This window comes from Thioflexithrix psekupsensis, from assembly GCF_002149925.1.
GTDB lineage: Bacteria > Pseudomonadota > Gammaproteobacteria > Beggiatoales > Beggiatoaceae > Thioflexithrix > Thioflexithrix psekupsensis.
The window spans coordinates 272655-290559 of record NZ_MSLT01000018.1; the positions used below are offsets into that span (position 1 = coordinate 272655).

The window sequence follows — 17905 nt, forward strand, 5'->3', positions numbered from 1 at the left end:
ACTTTTTTGCTAGTACAAGTTAAATTTGTGTCCTACTTGTAGGCGCGATAAATTTCCCTCATTTTTAACCGACAAGGAGGCGCGGAAAACGGCTCCGTTTTCGCGTAATCACCCATGCCCACAGTATTAAGCAACGGAATTCGCTTGTTTTACGAAAAACACGGTCGCGGTCAACCTTTGTTACTTATTGCAGGAGTAGGACAAGGGGTATTGTTCTGGCGATTGACTTTATTACCCTTGTTAATTCCCCATTATGAAGTGATTTTATTTGATAATCGCGGCATGGGCGACAGTGAAATGCCAGATGATCCTTTTACTGTAGAAATAATGGCAGAAGATACGCGAGGATTAATGCGTGCTTTAGGATTAAACCAAGCGGCTATGATTGGGCATTCTTTAGGTGGTGCGATTGGTTTTGAATTAGCAAAAAATTCTCCCGAAAAAGTCAAAAAATTAGTGATGATGTCCGCGCTTTATCCGGGGCCACAAGCCGTTCCGCCCTCACCGCGTGCGCTTGAAGTATTGACTTCACGCGAAGGTGATTTATTCGAGTTAATTCAACGCGGCATTCGCATTGCTACTGCGCCTGATTTTGAGCGACGCAATCCCCACCGATTTAGTGCAATGGTGCGTTTAAATTTAGAGCGTACCCAATCCGCAGCGATGTATGTGAAACAATCTCAAGCGGGCTTGTTTTATTTAGCTATTGATCATTTAGCTGATAATGCTTTCATAACTCCCACATTACTTTTATACGGGGAAAATGATGAAGTCACTCCTGCGGCTAATGGTGTATTAATTCAAGAGAAAATCGCCGCATCACAGCTCATTCGTATTCCTGAAGCGGGTCATTTATTGCCTTTGGAACAAACAGAGGCTTGTGTGCGGGAGATTCGGGCTTTTATTCCTGCTTAATTTCCGCTTATTTATTTTATTTTAAAGGCGTTGGCGGAGCTAATAATAATCCTTGTGCAAAAGGAATATTTAAACGCTGTAATAACGCCAAAGTGGCCTCATTTTCCACATGAGTGGCCACCAAATGAATGCGCAATAATTGGCATAAATCGTAAATGGACATTAATAAATGTTCAGCAAAATTATCTTCATGAACCGTGTCTAACCAACGACCATCTAATTTTAAATAATTAATCGGCCATTCTCGCAAACGCAATAAAGAAATGCTTTGGTGATTAAATTCATCTAAGGCCACTTGACAACCCAATTGACGCAAGTTTTTAATAAAATCAACCATGATGTCTTGATGAAGCTGTGCAGCGGCTTCGCTGATTTCAAAACAAAATTGCCACGGTTTTAATTTAAATTGGCGCAATTCTTGGCGTAGGAATTCAGCAAAATTGGAATCTGTTAGCGTATCTGCATTGACATTAAAACTAATTAAATAACCTTCAGGCAATTGCTCTCGATGAGTCGCTAAATAGGCGAACGTTTCTTGTATCGTCCAACGGTCTAATTGCATCAATTGTGTGGGATTTTGTAATAAAGGCAAAAAAGTTTCGGCATCAATCCATTGTTGTTCTGCATTTTGCAGGCGTAATGAAATTTCTGTACCTAAAATTTGCCGATTGCTTAAAATAAGCATGGCTTGTTGATACAAATATAAACGTTGTTCAGACAAAGCCAATTTCACTTCATTTTGCCAATATTGATGCACAGAGATTAAGCGAGGCATTGCTTGTGCATTTCGCGCTTCATTGGCATGAGATAAGGCAACATAACAATGCAATTCTGGATTATCTCGCGCCACTTGGCAGGCTTGTTCAGCCCGTTGTAACAAGTCATCTACACGCCCATATTCCGCGGTCACTGCCACTGCGCCAATCGCCAAACTCCCGTGTAACCGTTGCTGTTGCCAAATAAATTCAAAGCCTTGCATGGTTTCCAAAATATGTTGACATACGGATTCTGCTTGATGTGAAGCGCAGTCTTTTAGTAAAATCGCCACATGTTGATGATTTAAACGAGTCAACATATCATCGTAACGAATTCGCTTTTTAATTAAACCTATCCATTGTTGCCACAATAATTCACTGGCTGCTTGCCCATAACGACTATAAACTGTTTTAAATAAATCCGATTCTAAGTAGAGTAATAAATAATTTTCTTTAACTTGATTTAGTGAAAAAGCACGCAGTAAATTAGACAATAATTGTTCAAAAATAGGGCGCGGATATAAATCAAGCGTTTGTTGTGAAAAATGAGAAGCAATGCCTTGTCTTTCTAAACTGTCTTGATGTAAAGAATGAAACAACACAATAACCCCCGCAATATGTCCATCTCGATGCCGAATAGGTGCGGCTGACATATTAATGGGAAATTCCTGACCTTCACGAGTCAATAATAAACACGCATGAGGCGGATTAATCACACCATGCAAACAACGGTGAATAAAATTTTCTAATTGGTCATTGTGCAGATTTTTAATATGAAAAATTTCTGCAATTGGCTTTTCTAAAGCCTGACTATGTGACCATTGTAAAATGCTTTCTGCGGCAGGATTTAAATAACGAATATAACCTTTTTTATCCGTGGTCATGACGGCATTCGCAATAGAATGTAATGTGGCTAAAGCCAATTCTTTTTCACAAATCACGTCTTCTTCAGCTTGACGACGTTGCGTATAAGCCGCTGCCACTAAATAAGCCGTTAATGCGGTTAATGCAATAAAAGCAATTTCCAACATTAAGCCTACTGTGCCTGCTTCTAAACGTCCTTCTAAATGCAGGCGATTTAGACCACCCGTTAATAAAATCATCGCCACCAATACGCTGGCTAATGTTGCCCCATGTTGCTCAAAACGAATCGCCACCCAAATCGCAAAAGGTAAAATCATATAAAAAAATAAATAACGATTGCCATAGTCAATCGTTAAACTCACTCCACTCACCAAAATTAAACAAGATAAAATAAAAATTAATTCTAACCATTGTCGATAATGGGTAATAAGTGGCGGTTTAATTTGTTTCCACGTTAATAATGCCGCGGTAATGATCAACATCCCCACACCATCACTAAACCAAATCGTGATCCAAATTTGAAAAACATAATCTAAAGGAATAGGATTGATTAATAAACCAATTGCACTTATACTCGCACCCACAAATGGACTGATAAATAAAGTGACTGCCATAAATAACAGCACATCACGCAATTGTAAAAATAGCTTCGGAAACTTTAACCTATTTAATAACCAAACCGCTAATATGGCCTGTAATGTGGCCGCCGTGGCATCAATAAAAACAAGTGAATAAGGCACACTTAAACTAAGTTTTAATACCACATTTCCCAGTATGATGCCCGGCCACAAACGAACACCAAACCACAACAACGCCGTTAAAGCCACACCGGCGGCTAAAGGAATAGGCATTGCACCTCGTTGCCCAGCCTCCAAAAAATGACTTAACCAAGAAGCCGCAGAATAAATAAAAGTCAGTGCCAATATCGCCAGTAAATAGCGCGCTATTTTTAATCCAAAATGAGGGGAAAATTGTAGATATTTGTGCATAAGGGTGATCAGCGTTTTATATTAAAATATTTCGGCAAAAATGATGTAAATGCACAATTTGAAAATTCAGTCATCCTCTCTGTGGTGATTTTTATAAAAAATTAGGATAATTGAACCTTATCAGAATGAACAGGATTTGCCTGATGGCATCCATGTCAATTCTGATGCAGACAAATTTGCTGAATGCTACTGGGGCGCGTCGGGATCGCGGCAAAAGCTGTCTAAATAGGCTTGGGCGCGTTCCGTTTCTCGGCGACGGGTGTCGTCGGGCATGAGCCGATATAGGCTTGGATTCGCGGGATCGGCTTCCATGAGCGGCTCTCCTGCGTTGAGACGTGCCAAATTGTCGCGGGCAGTTTGACAATTTTCTGCTTTGTGTTGCTGTATTTTTTTGGCTTCGTCGCTCAACTCTTCGTCGGGCAATTCGCTCGCATTCACAGCAGAATCAGAAGGTTGGTCGTTCTGAGCGTTGGCAGGAGATGCCGCTGGTGGGGTGGGACGCGCCGATTCCAGCGGACGTGTGGTGACATCTTGCGCAGTTTCAGGTGGGGGAGTCTGGGTAAACTGCACATTTCCATCTTGATCCACCCAACGGTATAATTCAGCGGCTGACCCATTAAATACAACCACCAACAGGCTTAACCCCATATAAACCGAGTTCATTTTCAACATGGCTTTGCTCCAAAAAAATTTACAGTTTGACTAATCAGCAAATAGTGTACCTTAGAAAAAAACTAAACCAAAGTCTTTTGACTTTATTTTAATTAAAATATTTTAGATTTAAATAGGTTTTGTAAAATAACTAAATGAATACATTGTATGTTAAAACCAAATCCCGCACCAGTTTGGATTGGTAAAACGTCATGTTACTGGCATTGAGTGCATTGTTAATTTTTTTACCTGCGGCTTTCGCCTTATATGTGAGTTTAACGCAATCGGTGCAAGCTGCTTTTTTAAAAGTTTATATTCCTACACTTTTTTTATTACCGAGTTATTATTACTTCGATCCGCCAGTATTGCCGGGGGTGGATTTTAACCAATCAGCGATGTTGGTTTTATTTTTTATTTGGTTGATTCGGGGGAGTCCGGGCTGGTGGTTTTCTTTTACGGATATTTTAGTCTTTAGTTTTGTGGGATTTGTTGGTTTTTCCGAATATATCACTTCAGGTTATAAAGATGCGCAAAATTTAGTTTTTGCTAATTTGGTGTCTGTGCTATTTCCTTATATTATTGCCAAAAGTTTAATTGAACCTTTTAATTTGCGTGTATCCGTTGCCAAACAAATTGCGATTTATTTGGTGATGGTCAGCCTTCTTTCTATTTCGCAGTTTATTCTAACGGGCTGGAGTTTGTGGCATCGTATTTTGGGACATTTTTTTTCGGGACAGGGCTGGCAATGGATACCACAAGAGCGTTGGGGATTTGGTAGAATTACGGGGCCTTATGGTCATGCGATTTTAGCGGGAATTATGTTTGCGGTGGGGTATCGGCTGCAACGTTGGTTAGAATGGTCGGGAGAATGGCCGAGACGTTGGAATAAATTGGCGTGGTGGCCGTTGCCATTGGGTTTAACGATGAGTTTAATTCTTCTCATGGGCATGATCATGACCTTGTCGCGGGGGCCGTGGATTGGGGCATTTTTAGCGGTTTTTATTGTTTTTATTGGGCGTTTTCCTTGGCGTTGGACGGCGGTGGTGGTGATTTTGACTGCCGGTTTTATTTTAACGCCCATTGCTATTGAACGGTTTGCAGGTTATGTGGAAGACATCGGCCGCACCACCACTGAACATACAGAACATACTTTAGTCTATCGTTGGGAATTATTAAGTACTTATATTGATTTGGGTAAAGAAAATTTATATTTAGGTTGGGGACGTTTGAAATGGCCAAAGATTCCTGGCCAGCGTTCAGTCGATAATCATTATTTATTATTTTTCTTAATGCACGGCATTATTGCGGTGGGTTTATTGGTCTTTATGATCCTATTTATGCCCTTGCGATTGTTGTTTCATGACATGCGTTTACCGATTGCGCAACCGCCGGGCAGTGGTTTTGGTTTTACGCTGGCCAGTTTATATGTGATTTATGGCTGGTCAATTGGTACGGTATTTATGGGAGAACAAACCTTACCTTTATTTTTTATTTTATTGGGTTGGAGTGAGGGTTATTTGCGTTATGAAAAAATTCATCGTCAACACATTACTTTAGCCAAAAATGCAGAAAATGCTGAATATTCCTCATCCATTTCTCAAGCAAAAACAAATCCATTTAAGCGAATTTTAAAATAGGTCACAATAATGTCAATTCATTTTCAAGAAGCACAACGTTATATTCCCGGTGGTGTGAATTCACCGGTGCGGGCATTTCGGGGCGTGGGTGGCGATCCGATTTTTATTGATCGGGCAGAGGGCGCGTATTTTTACGACGTAGAAGGACAGCGTTATTTAGATTACGTGGGATCGTGGGGGCCGATGATTTTAGGCCATGCCCATCCCAGCGTGATCGCCGCCGTACAAGCCACCGCAGCCAAAGGTCTCAGTTTTGGCGCACCGACGGTGTTAGAAACGGAATTGGCTAAGAAAATCAATCAATTAATGCCGTCAATTGAATTAGTGCGCATGGTCAGTTCCGGTACGGAAGCGACGATGAGCGCGATCCGTTTGGCACGCGGTTACACGGGACGAGATAAAATTGTAAAGTTTTCAGGCTGTTATCATGGTCATGTTGATTCTTTATTGGTCAAAGCGGGTTCCGGCGTGTTGACTTTGGGCTTGCCGAATAGTCCTGGTGTGCCGGCCAGTTTGGCTGAACAGACCTTGACTGTAGATTACAATAACGTGGAACAAGTGCGCGAAGTATTCGCCCAGTGGGGAGAACAAATTGCCGCGGTGATCGTAGAACCTGTGGCGGGAAATATGAATTTTATCCGTCCCTTGCCTGATTTTCTGCCGACTTTGCGCCAAGTGTGTGATCAATATGGCAGTGTGTTAATTTTTGATGAAGTCATGACGGGATTTCGGGTGGCTTTGGGCGGAGCGCAGCAACTTTTTGATATTAAACCCGATTTAACCACTTTGGGTAAAGTAATCGGCGGCGGAATGCCCGTGGGCGCGTTCGGTGGCAAGCAAGAAATTATGTCACACATTGCACCTTTAGGCGCGGTTTATCAAGCGGGTACGTTATCAGGTAATCCCGTGGCGATGATTGCCGGTTTGACCACTTTAGACTTGATCAGCGAAGTGGGTTTTTATTCTCGTTTAGAAGAAAAAATAAATAAATTGATCAATGGCTTATCTCACAGTGCCGCATCCTCAGGTATTTCATTAATTGGAGATTATTTAGGGGGCATGTTTGGCGTATTTTTCACCGACGCAAAACAAGTCACAAATTTTGCGCAAGTCAGTGATTGTCGAGTGGATTTATTTAAAGCGTTTTTTCATGGCATGTTAAAAGAAGGGATTTATTTCGCGCCTTCTGCATTTGAAGCAGGCTTTATGTCTTCAGCCCATTCTGAGGAAGATATTGAGAAAACAATAGCCGCCGCGGAACGTGTTTTTAAAACATTAGTCTAATGGCTTTATTTCCTCTCTGTTTTTAAACCCACCATATGGTGGGTTTATTAATTTGGTCAGAATCAGAAAAGTTTTAAATGAATCAGGTTATTTCACCTATTCTTTTTACGGTTGATTTGCCTTTGCTTAAAAATGCGTTAGGCATTACCATACTCGTCGAAATCACAACAGAATATTTTTAAAATATCTTTTGCAGGACAATCGCACCATGAACGCCAAACCCCATTTTTTACCTCACGATCCCATCCAATTAGACAGCTTTACTTTTGAGCCATTTCCTCGCTCAAAAAAAGTTTACATTACAGGAAGTCGTCCTGACGTGCGCGTTCCGATGCGAGAAATTACCCAATCTCCCACGCCTTTAGCCAATGGCAGTGTGGAAAATAACCCGCCTATCACTGTTTACGACACCAGCGGCGCGTACACTGATCCAGACGTTAAAATTGACGTTCGCCACGGCTTGGCTGCGATTCGTGAGGCGTGGATTAATGACCGCAATGATACGGAAATATTATCCCAAATCAGCTCCCATTACGGCCAGCAGCGTTTAATCGATTCGCGTTTGGATGCGGTGCGTTTTCCACAGCATCGCTTACCCCGTCGCGCTCAATCCGGCCAGAATGTGACCCAATTACATTATGCGCGTCGCGGTATTATTACGCCAGAAATGGAATTTGTCGCCATTCGAGAAAATCAACGTTATCAAGACATCGACAACAATCCCTTATTAACCCAACAACACCCCGGCCATGCTTTCGGCATTCGCACGCCGCGAGTGATTACGCCAGAATTTGTGCGAGAAGAAATCGCTCGCGGCCGCGCCATTATTCCCGCGAATATTAATCATCCTGAATTAGAACCCGTCATTATTGGCCGTCATTTTTTAGTGAAAATTAACGCCAATATTGGCAATTCGCCCACGACTTCTTCTATCGGAGAAGAAATTGAAAAAATGACCTGGGCGATTCGTTGGGGCGGAGATACGGTGATGGATTTATCCACAGGTAAACATATTCATGAAACCCGTGAATGGATTATTCGTAATTCTCCCGTTCCCATTGGCACGGTGCCGATTTATCAGGCCTTAGAAAAAGTCGAAGGCAAGGCCGAAGACCTGACATGGGAGATTTTCCGCGATACCTTGATTGAACAAGCCGAACAAGGCGTAGATTATTTTACGATTCATGCGGGCGTGCGTTTAGCCCATATTCCTTTGACCGCGAAACGCATGACGGGCATTGTTTCCCGTGGGGGATCGATTATGGCCAAATGGTGTTTGGCGCATCATCAGGAAAATTTTCTCTATACCCATTTTGCGGATATTTGCGAAATCATGAAAGCCTATGATGTCTCATTTTCTTTAGGAGATGGTCTGCGGCCGGGGTCTTTAGCCGATGCCAACGATGCCGCACAATTTGCCGAATTGGAAACGCTAGGCGAATTAACCCAAATCGCGTGGCAACACGATGTACAAGTGATGATCGAAGGCCCCGGCCACGTTCCCATGCACTTAATTCAAGAAAATATGGATAAACAATTGGCCTGTTGTGCTGAAGCTCCTTTTTACACTTTAGGCCCTTTGGTGACGGATATTGCAGCGGGTTACGATCATTTTGCGTCGGGAATTGGCGCGGCAATGATTGGTTGGTATGGTTGTGCGATGTTGTGTTATGTGACACCGAAAGAACATTTAGGTTTACCCAATAAGCACGATGTGCGTGAAGGGATTGTCACTTATAAAATCGCCGCACACGCCGCTGATTTGGCCAAAGGTCATCCCGGCGCGCAATATCGAGACAATGCCATGTCTAAAGCCCGCTTTGAATTCCGTTGGGAAGATCAATTTAGCCTGAGTTTAGACCCCCTGCGGGCGCGAGAATTTCACGATGAAACCTTACCCCAAGCCTCAGCGAAAACTGCCCATTTTTGTTCCATGTGCGGCCCTCATTTTTGTTCCATGAAAATTACACAAGATGTAAGAGATTACGCCCAACAACAAGGTTTAGCGCAAGTTGAACAAGCGATTGATCTCGGTTTACAAGAAAAAGCCCGCGAATTTGTCGCACAAGGGGCGCAGGTTTATCATCCCCGTCGGGAGTAAAAGTTAGATTTGAGGTTTATCCAGAACTTATCTGGTAGGATCACAAAAGTTTCACACAGTCTGCTTATAGTGTGATAGTTCAACTGGTTAATATTTCATCAGGAGCTATCACATGTTTCAATTTAGTCGTCGTGCTTTTCTAAAAATGACGTTGGTCAGTGCCGTTGCCTCGCAACTTGGTGCTTGTGGAGGGGATGATGATACCGTCGGCAACAATAGCAGCCACAGTGTAGTGGGTACTGCTTTTTTCCCCCAATCAGTGGCTTCTGGTGATCCAAAACCCTCTAGTGTGATTTTGTGGACACGAGTGCAAGATAGCGATTTGCAAATCACACAACGAGATGCGCTCCTACACCTACAAGTAGCGAAGGATACGGCATTTAAAAATATCGTGGTGGAACAAGCCGATTTAAACGCAGAAGCCGCGCACAATCATTGTATTAAAGTCAAGTTGACCAATTTACAGCCTTACACAACCTACTATTACCGTTTTTTATACAGTAAAAACAATGTGCGGTATCATTCCAATACGGGACGCACAAAAACCGCTCCGGCCCCTAATGAAAATATCGCCGTGCGTTTCGCCGTGTTAAATTGCCAAGATTACGTCGGACGTTATTACAACTCATTGGCGTGGCTGTTGGCACAAACGGAAGAGCCTGATTTTGTGGTTTATGTTGGTGATTATATTTATGAGACCAGCGGCGATCCAAGTTTTCAACGTACCGGTTCAACACGTACCGTAAATTTCAGCAAGCCCGAAGAAGCGATTGCATTGGGTAGCGGTGAAACGACTTTTTTCGCCGCCGCCAGCCTATCGAATTACCGTGATTTATATCACATTTATCGTGGTGACGCGATGTTACAGAAAGTGCATGAACGTTTTCCGATGGTTGCGATCTGGGATGATCACGAATATTCTGACGATTGCTATGGTGCGACGGCAACTTATCACAATGAAATAAAAGCAGAAAATACGCCCGAACGTCGGCAAAACGCAGAACAGGTATTTTTTGAATATATGCCGATTGATGATGAAGACGTGGGTTTAACTCAGGCATTCACCACGCCAATCAACAAGTTATTCCCCTACACTCGGTTATACCGTGATTTGCAATTTGGGCAGAATTTGCACTTGTTACTTACCGATTACCGCAGCTTTCGCCCTGACCATTTGATTCCCGAAGACGGTTTCCCCGGTAGTGTGGTGATGGACAAAGAGGCATTGATTACGGTTTTTAACTTACAAAGTCCCGGTAATGGTGCAGCGATTTACGCGGCGCAAAAGGCATTGTTTGGGCCTTATGTGGACATGCAAAGCGCACCATGGGAGGCTTATCAAGCGGCGTTTGTGCCGATTTTAACCCAAAGCTTTATGAATGATGGCTTAACACAACAAACAGCAACAGCCAAAGCCACTCAAATCGTGATGGGTAAACTCAGTGCATTCGTATTTAATCAGTTGGTTTCACAGTATAATCAAGCGGTTGCTGGTGGTTTGATCGCAGGTAGCCAAATCGCTGCGATAGACGACGCAACTTATGCCAGTCTCGACACGGGTATTGCTTATTTACACTTAGGCAAGCAAGCCAGTTTTACTGAGTTTGGAGCGCGTTATGGTGTGGTTAAGTCAACTTTTGACCTCTACGCGGCCTATCGCTATGTTCAACAACGACAAATTGGACAACGTGCCGAAGATGTATTTGGCGCGACACAAGAAAATTGGCTCTGGCAAAAAATTCAAACTTCACCCGCCAAATTCGTCGCATTGGCCAGTTCTGTGTCCACAGCAACCTTGGGCTGGGATTTCAGCAACAACACCGCTATTCCCGAAGCATTCCGAACGGCCTTTTATCTCAACGTCGATCACTGGGACGGCTTCCCCAACAAGCGTAAAGAACTGTTGGCACAACTGCGTCAGCGCGGCAATGCGTTTTTATTCGCAGGCGACATTCACTCCGCATACGTGGTTGATCATGATGGCGTGGCGGATTTCACCTCGCCTGCCATTTCATCAGGTACTTTTTTTGAATTTGGACAAGACGCGGTAAAAGCACTAGGTTCAGCTTTTACAGTTGAACAGCAGGCCAGCTTACAGGCCTTGCTGACTACCGATTTTGAGCAACTCATGCAAAGTTTCTCGCCCAATTTAAAATTTGCTGACACCCGCCAGCATGGTTTCATCATGCTACAAGTGGATGCTACCCAAGTGCAAGCCACTTTCCACCTACTGCCGTCAGAATTGGTCAACGCTGCTTACTACGAGCAGATTGATACACTAAAAGCACAAGTCACACAAAAGCGTTTTATTCTGCAAAATGGTATAGTCAACATGGTATAAACTATACTGAAATTGCACTGTGTACAAAAACAGCCAGCCACCCACTTCCACGTCGTCGTCATCGACGGCGTTTCGATCCCGACTCCAACAAGGGCGCAAGGTTCATCACATTTGTGCAGCAATATCTTTATTTTCAATCAGTTATAAAAAATTATTTGTTATAAGGGGTTAAATTGAGAATTGCTGCTGCTCCAGTGTGGTTTGTGCATTATGTCGTGTTGGCTTATCATAAACGCCTTGTTACATTACCCATCCCATGATCCACCATGAACGCAACCGATCCAGAATGGAAAAAACGTTGGCCCCTTAAAATTTTACTCGCAGACGATAACCGCGTCAGCCAGCATGTCGCATGGTTGGTTTTGGAGAACCTCGGCCATACAGTGGACTTGGCAGAAAATGGTTTAATTGTTTTACAGTTATTAGAAAATCAGACTTATGATATTATTTTCATGGATTTACAAATGCCAGAAATGGACGGCTTAACGGCAACCGCTGAAATTGTGCGCCGCTACCCCCCAGAACAACGCCCCAAAATCATCGCTTACACAGGAGACGAAGGCAGCCATCGCGCCGAATGTTTGGCCGTGGGAATGGATGATTTTCTCCGTAAACCCGTCAAAATTGAAGAGTTCCAAGCCATGTTGGAAAAATGGGGAAAGTAAATCACCACCAATAAAGTAAACTGATTGATTAATAGGAATAATTAATAAAAAGTTTATCTTGACACCCGCTGGCGAATAAATAAACTAGGTAGGATAAATGGGTCAACCCCCTCAACCCATGCCATAACCCAATAAAAAACCCATTTTGTAACTACGAAAAGTATCAAGCTATCCTTTCCATCCACACTCAAAAAATCCCAAGGAGGACATGAATGAGTATCCCTCGCAGAAAATTCCTGCACCATTCGTTGATTGGCGGCGTTGCAGCCGTGCTGTTGCCTCATGCGGTAATGGCTGAATGGCCTAAAGCTGCTTTTGAAGCGAAATCGGCCGAAGACGCATTAAAAGCCCTGTTTGAAGACCCAAGCACCACGGTGAGCGATTTAATCGAAGTTAAAGCACCTGATATTGCTGAGAATGGCCGTGTTGTTCCTGTAGAAATTGATGCCAGTGGTTTAAGTGATGTGGAGTCCATCACTTTGATTGCTGAGAAGAACCCTGTCCCCCTGATCGCCAAATTCCATCTCACCGCATCAGCCACTCCCCAAGTGGCAACGCGCATCAAAATGGGCGGCACCAGTGATGTGGTCGCCGTAGTCAAAGCAGGTGGCAAGTTATATGTTGCCAAAAAAGAAGTTAAAGTCACCATCGGCGGCTGTGGCGGTTAATTCAGGAGCAAATCAAGATGAGCGAAAGCAGTATTCGTGTACAAGCGCGGTTAAAAGATGGCATCACCCAAGTGAAAGCCCTCATCAATCACCCCATGGAGACGGGCGCACGTAAAAATGCCCAAGGCGAGTTAGTTCCCGCACACTTCATTGAAGAAGTTCAATGCAAACATAAAGATCAACTCGTGATGAATGCCATTTGGAGTGGTGGGATTTCTCAAAATCCTTACTTGTCTTTTAACTTCAAAGGCGGCGAAGTGGGTGACACCTTAACGGTGAGTTGGACGGATAATCTGGGTAAAAGTGACAGCGTAGAAGCGCAAATTCGCTAAATCACCGCATGAGATGCACGAGAAAAGAAAACCAAACCGTTTTCTTGTGGCACAAAAAAAATCCCCCAATTGGGGGATTTTTTCATGGATAAAAGTTATCGTTTATCCGAGATCATTAAGATTTTTTCGCACCGAATTCAGGATAGGCTTCCATTCCACATTCAGTAATATCAACGCCTTCAAATTCTTCTTCTTCAGAGACGCGAATACCCATCACCAACTTGATAATAAACCAAATGATAAAACTGGCCGCAAAAACCCATGAGAAAATAACCGCCGCCCCAATAAATTGAGTGATAAAACTGGCCGTGGTATTGGTTAAAGGCACAGCCATTAAACCCCAAATTCCCGCGATACCATGCACAGAAATTGCGCCGACTGGATCATCAATTTTTAACTTATCTAAAGCCAAAATTGCAAATACCACAATAACCCCGCCCACAGCACCAATTAAGGTTGCAAATAAAGGTGAAGGCGTTAAAGGTTCTGCGGTGATAGAAACCAAACCTGCTAATGCACCGTTTAAGACCATTGTTAAATCGGCTTTACCGAATAACAAACGAGACACAATTAACGCAGCGACTAATCCGCCTGCGGCCGCCATATTAGTATTAACAAAGACCGCAGCGACATTATTGGCACTGTCGATGGCAGCGACCTTTAATTCTGAGCCACCATTAAAACCAAACCAACCAAACCACAATAACATCGTCCCCAGCGTGGCTAAAGGCAAATTCGCACCGGGCATGGCATTAACTGCCCCATTGGGATTGTACTTACCCTTACGCGGTCCCAACAATAACACACCCGCTAACGCCGCACATGCGCCCGTTAAATGCACCACGCCAGAACCCGCATAATCTAAAAAGCCCATTTCATTTAAGAAACCACCACCCCATTTCCAATACCCTTCAACAGGATAAATAATACTGGTCATAAACACGGCAAATAATAAAAATGCCCACAATTTCATCCGTTCAGCCACCGCACCAGACACCACTGACATTGCCGTAGCCACAAACACCACTTGGAAAAAGAAATCAGCCCGCGCTGAATAATAAGGCGCACCCTCTCCCCCTGCCAAAACCGCATCAGCCGTATGATCCGCACCTAATAAAAAACCAAAGCCCGGAATAATGCCCCCTTCAGGCGCATTGGTAGGGTACATAATTTGATAACCCAACACCATAAAACAAATGCTGGCAATCGAATATAACGACACATTTTTGGTCAAAATTTCTACCGTGTTTTTGCCACGAACCAATCCTGCTTCTAACATGGAAAAGCCCGCAGCCATTAACATGACCAATACGCCGCACATCAGGAAGTAAAAAGTATCTAATGCGTAATTTGTTTCTGTCATCTTTTTTGGCTCTGTAAATAAAACTTAACAACAATAAAAGCGTTACTGCTATAACGCATCATTACCCGTTTCACCGGTGCGAATCCGAATTGACTGTTCTAAGTTATAGACAAAAATTTTACCATCTCCGATTTTTCCGGTATTAGCGGCTTTGGTGATGGCTTCGATGACTTGGTCTAATAATTCAGTTTTAATTGCGGCTTCAACTTTTACTTTGGGTAAAAAATCAACGACATATTCGGCTCCCCGATACAATTCAGTATGGCCTTTTTGACGACCAAACCCTTTCACTTCAGTCACCGTGATTCCTTGTACGCCAATTTCTGACAAGGCTTCACGAACATCGTCTAATTTGAAGGGTTTGATAATGGCTGTCACCATTTTCATAAATAACTATCCCCTAATGTTGGCAAATGATGTTGATACAACGGGTATTAAAACTCATTTTGTGAGCTGTCAGCGACACAATGCGCTAAACTATTCTCTCTAAACACTGCCCTCACAAAAAACAGCCGTGTAATTACAATAACCATGCCATTGAAGTTTAATTAATAAAATCAATGTGTTTAAATAAAATAATCCCCCCACTCAGAAAAAACCGATCTTTTTTGGTGCATATTGTGACCTGTGAAGCCTTTTTATTGCACTAAAAAAGTGCATTTATACTTATTTTTACAAGGAGGAGAAATATGACTACATTTCTATGGGTTTTATTGGGATTAGGCTTCATTATTTTTTACATCGTTTATGTACAAAATCGCTTAGTGATTTTGCGTAATCGGTTTAAAAATGCCTTTTCCCAGATTGATATTCAGCTCAAACGTCGTTACGATTTAATCCCCAATTTAGTCGAAACCGCCCGCGCCTACATGACCCATGAGCGAGAAACGCTAGAAGCCGTCACCAAAGCGCGTCAACAAGCGGTTCAAGCCAGTCAACAGGCCCGCCAACATCCCGATGATGCCGCTGCCATCCAAGCCTTAGTCAGTGCGGAAACCATTTTGACCGGAAGCATGGGGCGATTGTTTGCGTTAAGCGAAAACTATCCCGAATTACGCGCCGACCAAAGCATGGCGCAAGTCATGGAAGAACTCACTTCAACCGAAAATCGCATTGCCTTTGCACGACAACATTACAATGATTCAGTGATGATTTATAATAGCTACCGGGAGCAATTCCCACAGGCGTTATTTGCTCAAAATTTTGGCTTCCGCGAGGCGGAATTTTTCCGCTTAGAAACCCCAGAGGCGCGCAATACATTAAAAATTTCTTTTCGCTGATGATTGAGCCACTTTATCCAAAATAATACCCCCACAGAATAGGTAATTAAAAATGACGACAAATAATGACAAATATATTTTAGTGATTGATGATGATTTATCGCTCATTGAATTGCTAAAAAATTATTTGTCTGATAAAGGCTTTAAAGTGGATGGCATTTCTGACAGTGATGAATTAGACCCTTATTTGCTGCATCACCGTGTTGATTTAATTTTATTAGATTTAATGTTAGTGGATGATGATGGTTTAACGATTTTGCGGCGTTTGCGGGAAAAAGGCGTTTATTATCCTGTAATTATGATGTCGGCCAATGGACATACGGTAGAGCGGGTGGTGGGGTTGGAAGTGGGGGCGGATGATTATTTATTAAAACCAGTCGATTTACGCGAATTATTGGCAAGGATTCGTGCAGTTTTGCGGCGTTGTGAGTTGCATCATCCTGATATGAAAAGTGGGTTGCATTATCAATTTGGTGATTATTTTCTTAATAATGATACCCGTAAATTATTACGCGGTAAAAAAGAAATTCCTTTAACCAATATTGAGTATAATTTATTACTCACTTTGGTACAAAGTCCCAATCGAGTGCAATCCAGAGATGATTTATTAGCCGTGTTAAAATACGGACAGGAGACATTAAGTCGTAGCATTGATGTGCATATTCGCCATTTACGCTGTAAAATTGAACCTGATCCCAGCAAACCTATTTATATTTGTACCTCTCGCGGTAAAGGCTATATTTTTTACAACAATCCCAATGCCCATATCGAAGAGGATCAAAGCACAGATTGAATGCTGTGATAAATTTGTCCGCGATAAAGCAATTCCGAATTTTTTATTGAAGGTGAGGGAGTAACACTGGAGGGGAGTGTTATTAATTGCAATAAATTTCTGCGATAGGCTTCCATTAACAGTTGTTTAAAAGTGGTTAAATCTGAATGGGGTTCATATTGGTTTTTCCATTTCTGCCAAACATCAGAAATTAATAAAGAATGCTCAGGCATGGTTTGTAAAATAATTTTAATCTGTTCCACAAATTGGGTGATTAATTCATTGGCGTTTGGATTTTTTTCTTTACTGGATAAATCTGAAATGACCTGAGAAGATTCAAGGGAAGGAATAGGAGAAATGGCACGGGATACAGTAACATTGATGGGGTGAATCATCGCCGCGAAATCGGTGGAAATAGGCGGGTTTTCTGCTAAAAAATTAATCATTAATTGATGTGTCCATTGTGCCAGTAATGTCTTTTTTAAATCTCCCATGCGGCTACTGGGCGCACCAATCGCTAAACGCGACAACTCGCGGGCAACTTGTGCCAGCGATCCTTGAGTCAGGGCATGTTGTTCAAGATGCGAATGAAAACGTACCAAGATGGAGGCTTGCAATTTGCCCTCGTTTTTCACGCGGTCGCGTTGCTTGGGCGGTAATTCTAAAATGAAAGCGATCAAGTGAATCGTACGCACTTCTTCCCACGTGAGATTATCTGTGTTGCGCTGCCCTGATAACCCTAAGAAATCAATGGCTTCTTTCTTGGCAGCGGGCAATAATTGCAAGGCTGTCCCTGAAAATTGAAAGTACTGCGCGACACTTTCTTGTAATAAAATCTGAAATTGCGCCACAAAATAAGGATCAGGTTGTTCAAAAAGTTTTAACAAATCCCGCTTAATTTGTTCATAAATGCGTTTTTGTGCGATTTCTTGTTTTTTAGCGACGAGTAGACTATTTGGCAGGCAAAATAAACGCGCTAAAATGAGTTGTTTTAAAGTATTTTGACACGTCGTTATCATGTTATTCTGTGGTGCAGTTTGCTTTTAATTTTAACGATAGATTTTTAGAAATAAAGTCCCTATTATAGCAAAACCTCTCGCATAGATTTATTCTGTTGCTGCGCACCAAAAAGGGATTTTTTTACTTCTCGTCGTATGGCAAGCCGCAGTGTGAGGAGATACACTAAAAGTTTTGTTCATCTCACGATGATTTTTTGCCTAATTTTAAAAAAATAGGCGTTTTTTATCACCAAAGTTCCATTAAACTATACAAACTGGCAAGTATTTGG

The 17905-nt window shown here is 42.5% G+C and carries 15 protein-coding genes; 10 read left to right on the plus strand and 5 right to left on the minus strand.

Translation table 11 applies throughout. The features are described 5' to 3' along the window. Positions 1 to 114: 114 nt before the first annotated feature. A complete protein-coding gene (locus TPSD3_RS11630) occupies positions 115 to 915 on the plus strand; it encodes an alpha/beta fold hydrolase (RefSeq protein WP_086488705.1) in 801 nt (266 codons plus the stop codon). A 16-nt stretch (positions 916 to 931) separates the two neighbouring features. On the opposite strand, the gene TPSD3_RS11635 is transcribed toward TPSD3_RS11630, so the two are convergent. Together TPSD3_RS11635 and TPSD3_RS11640 are read right to left on the minus strand one after the other, a co-directional pair. Then, positions 932 to 3523, minus strand: a complete 2592-nt coding sequence (locus TPSD3_RS11635) for an EAL domain-containing protein (RefSeq protein WP_086488706.1) — start codon at positions 3521 to 3523, stop codon at positions 932 to 934. 186 nt (positions 3524 to 3709) lie between these two features. Further along, complete coding sequence (locus TPSD3_RS11640; protein WP_086488707.1) at positions 3710 to 4195, minus strand: DUF4124 domain-containing protein; 486 nt, start codon at positions 4193 to 4195, stop codon at positions 3710 to 3712. Between the two features lie 191 nt (positions 4196 to 4386). On the opposite strand from TPSD3_RS11640, the gene TPSD3_RS11645 reads away from it, so the two are divergent. The 7 genes from TPSD3_RS11645 (at position 4387) to soxZ (ending at position 13202) form a co-directional block, all read left to right on the plus strand. Beyond that, positions 4387 to 5811: an O-antigen ligase family protein gene (locus TPSD3_RS11645; RefSeq protein ID WP_086488708.1), complete on the plus strand. Its 1425-nt coding sequence runs from the start codon at positions 4387 to 4389 to the stop codon at positions 5809 to 5811. 9 nt (positions 5812 to 5820) lie between these two features. Next, positions 5821 to 7095: a glutamate-1-semialdehyde 2,1-aminomutase gene (hemL, locus tag TPSD3_RS11650; protein ID WP_086488709.1), complete on the plus strand. Its 1275-nt coding sequence runs from the start codon at positions 5821 to 5823 to the stop codon at positions 7093 to 7095. 208 nt (positions 7096 to 7303) lie between these two features. Beyond that, the gene (thiC, locus tag TPSD3_RS11655) at positions 7304 to 9196 is read left to right on the plus strand and encodes a phosphomethylpyrimidine synthase ThiC (protein ID WP_086488710.1); all 1893 of its coding nucleotides are present in this window, start codon (positions 7304 to 7306) and stop codon (positions 9194 to 9196) included. A 112-nt stretch (positions 9197 to 9308) separates the two neighbouring features. Beyond that, positions 9309 to 11537, plus strand: a complete 2229-nt coding sequence (locus tag TPSD3_RS11660) for an alkaline phosphatase D family protein (RefSeq protein ID WP_086488711.1) — start codon at positions 9309 to 9311, stop codon at positions 11535 to 11537. 266 nt (positions 11538 to 11803) lie between these two features. Next, entirely contained in the window at positions 11804 to 12202 is a 399-nt protein-coding gene (locus TPSD3_RS11665) for a response regulator (protein WP_086488712.1), read from the plus strand. Positions 12203 to 12414: 212 nt separating this feature from the next. After that, the gene (gene soxY, locus TPSD3_RS11670; RefSeq protein WP_176329855.1) at positions 12415 to 12870 is read left to right on the plus strand and encodes a thiosulfate oxidation carrier protein SoxY; all 456 of its coding nucleotides are present in this window, start codon (positions 12415 to 12417) and stop codon (positions 12868 to 12870) included. Positions 12871 to 12887: 17 nt separating this feature from the next. Next, positions 12888 to 13202 carry a thiosulfate oxidation carrier complex protein SoxZ gene (soxZ, locus tag TPSD3_RS11675; protein WP_086488713.1) on the plus strand — a complete coding sequence of 105 codons (315 nt, stop codon included), beginning with the start codon at positions 12888 to 12890 and terminating at the stop codon, positions 13200 to 13202. A 115-nt stretch (positions 13203 to 13317) separates the two neighbouring features. Here the strand turns inward: soxZ and TPSD3_RS11680 are convergent, their stop codons facing one another. Both TPSD3_RS11680 and glnK read right to left on the minus strand, forming a co-directional pair. Continuing rightward, entirely contained in the window at positions 13318 to 14565 is a 1248-nt protein-coding gene (locus tag TPSD3_RS11680) for an ammonium transporter (RefSeq protein ID WP_086488714.1), read from the minus strand. Positions 14566 to 14613: 48 nt separating this feature from the next. Beyond that, on the minus strand, positions 14614 to 14952 hold the full coding sequence (glnK, locus tag TPSD3_RS11685; protein WP_086488715.1) for a P-II family nitrogen regulator: 339 nt from the start codon (positions 14950 to 14952) through the stop codon (positions 14614 to 14616). 302 nt (positions 14953 to 15254) lie between these two features. Here glnK and TPSD3_RS11690 point away from each other — a divergent pair, with 302 nt between their 5' ends. Both TPSD3_RS11690 and TPSD3_RS11695 read left to right on the plus strand, forming a co-directional pair. Continuing rightward, positions 15255 to 15845: a LemA family protein gene (locus TPSD3_RS11690; protein WP_086488716.1), complete on the plus strand. Its 591-nt coding sequence runs from the start codon at positions 15255 to 15257 to the stop codon at positions 15843 to 15845. Positions 15846 to 15897: 52 nt separating this feature from the next. Beyond that, complete coding sequence (locus TPSD3_RS11695; protein WP_086488717.1) at positions 15898 to 16638, plus strand: response regulator; 741 nt, start codon at positions 15898 to 15900, stop codon at positions 16636 to 16638. On the opposite strand, the gene TPSD3_RS11700 is transcribed toward TPSD3_RS11695, so the two are convergent. Next, positions 16623 to 17636 (minus strand): hypothetical protein, encoded by a 1014-nt coding sequence (locus tag TPSD3_RS11700; protein ID WP_086488718.1) that lies wholly within the window; start codon positions 17634 to 17636, stop codon positions 16623 to 16625. The two genes, TPSD3_RS11695 and TPSD3_RS11700, sit on opposite strands and share 16 nt — an antisense overlap. Positions 17637 to 17905: the final 269 nt, after the last annotated feature.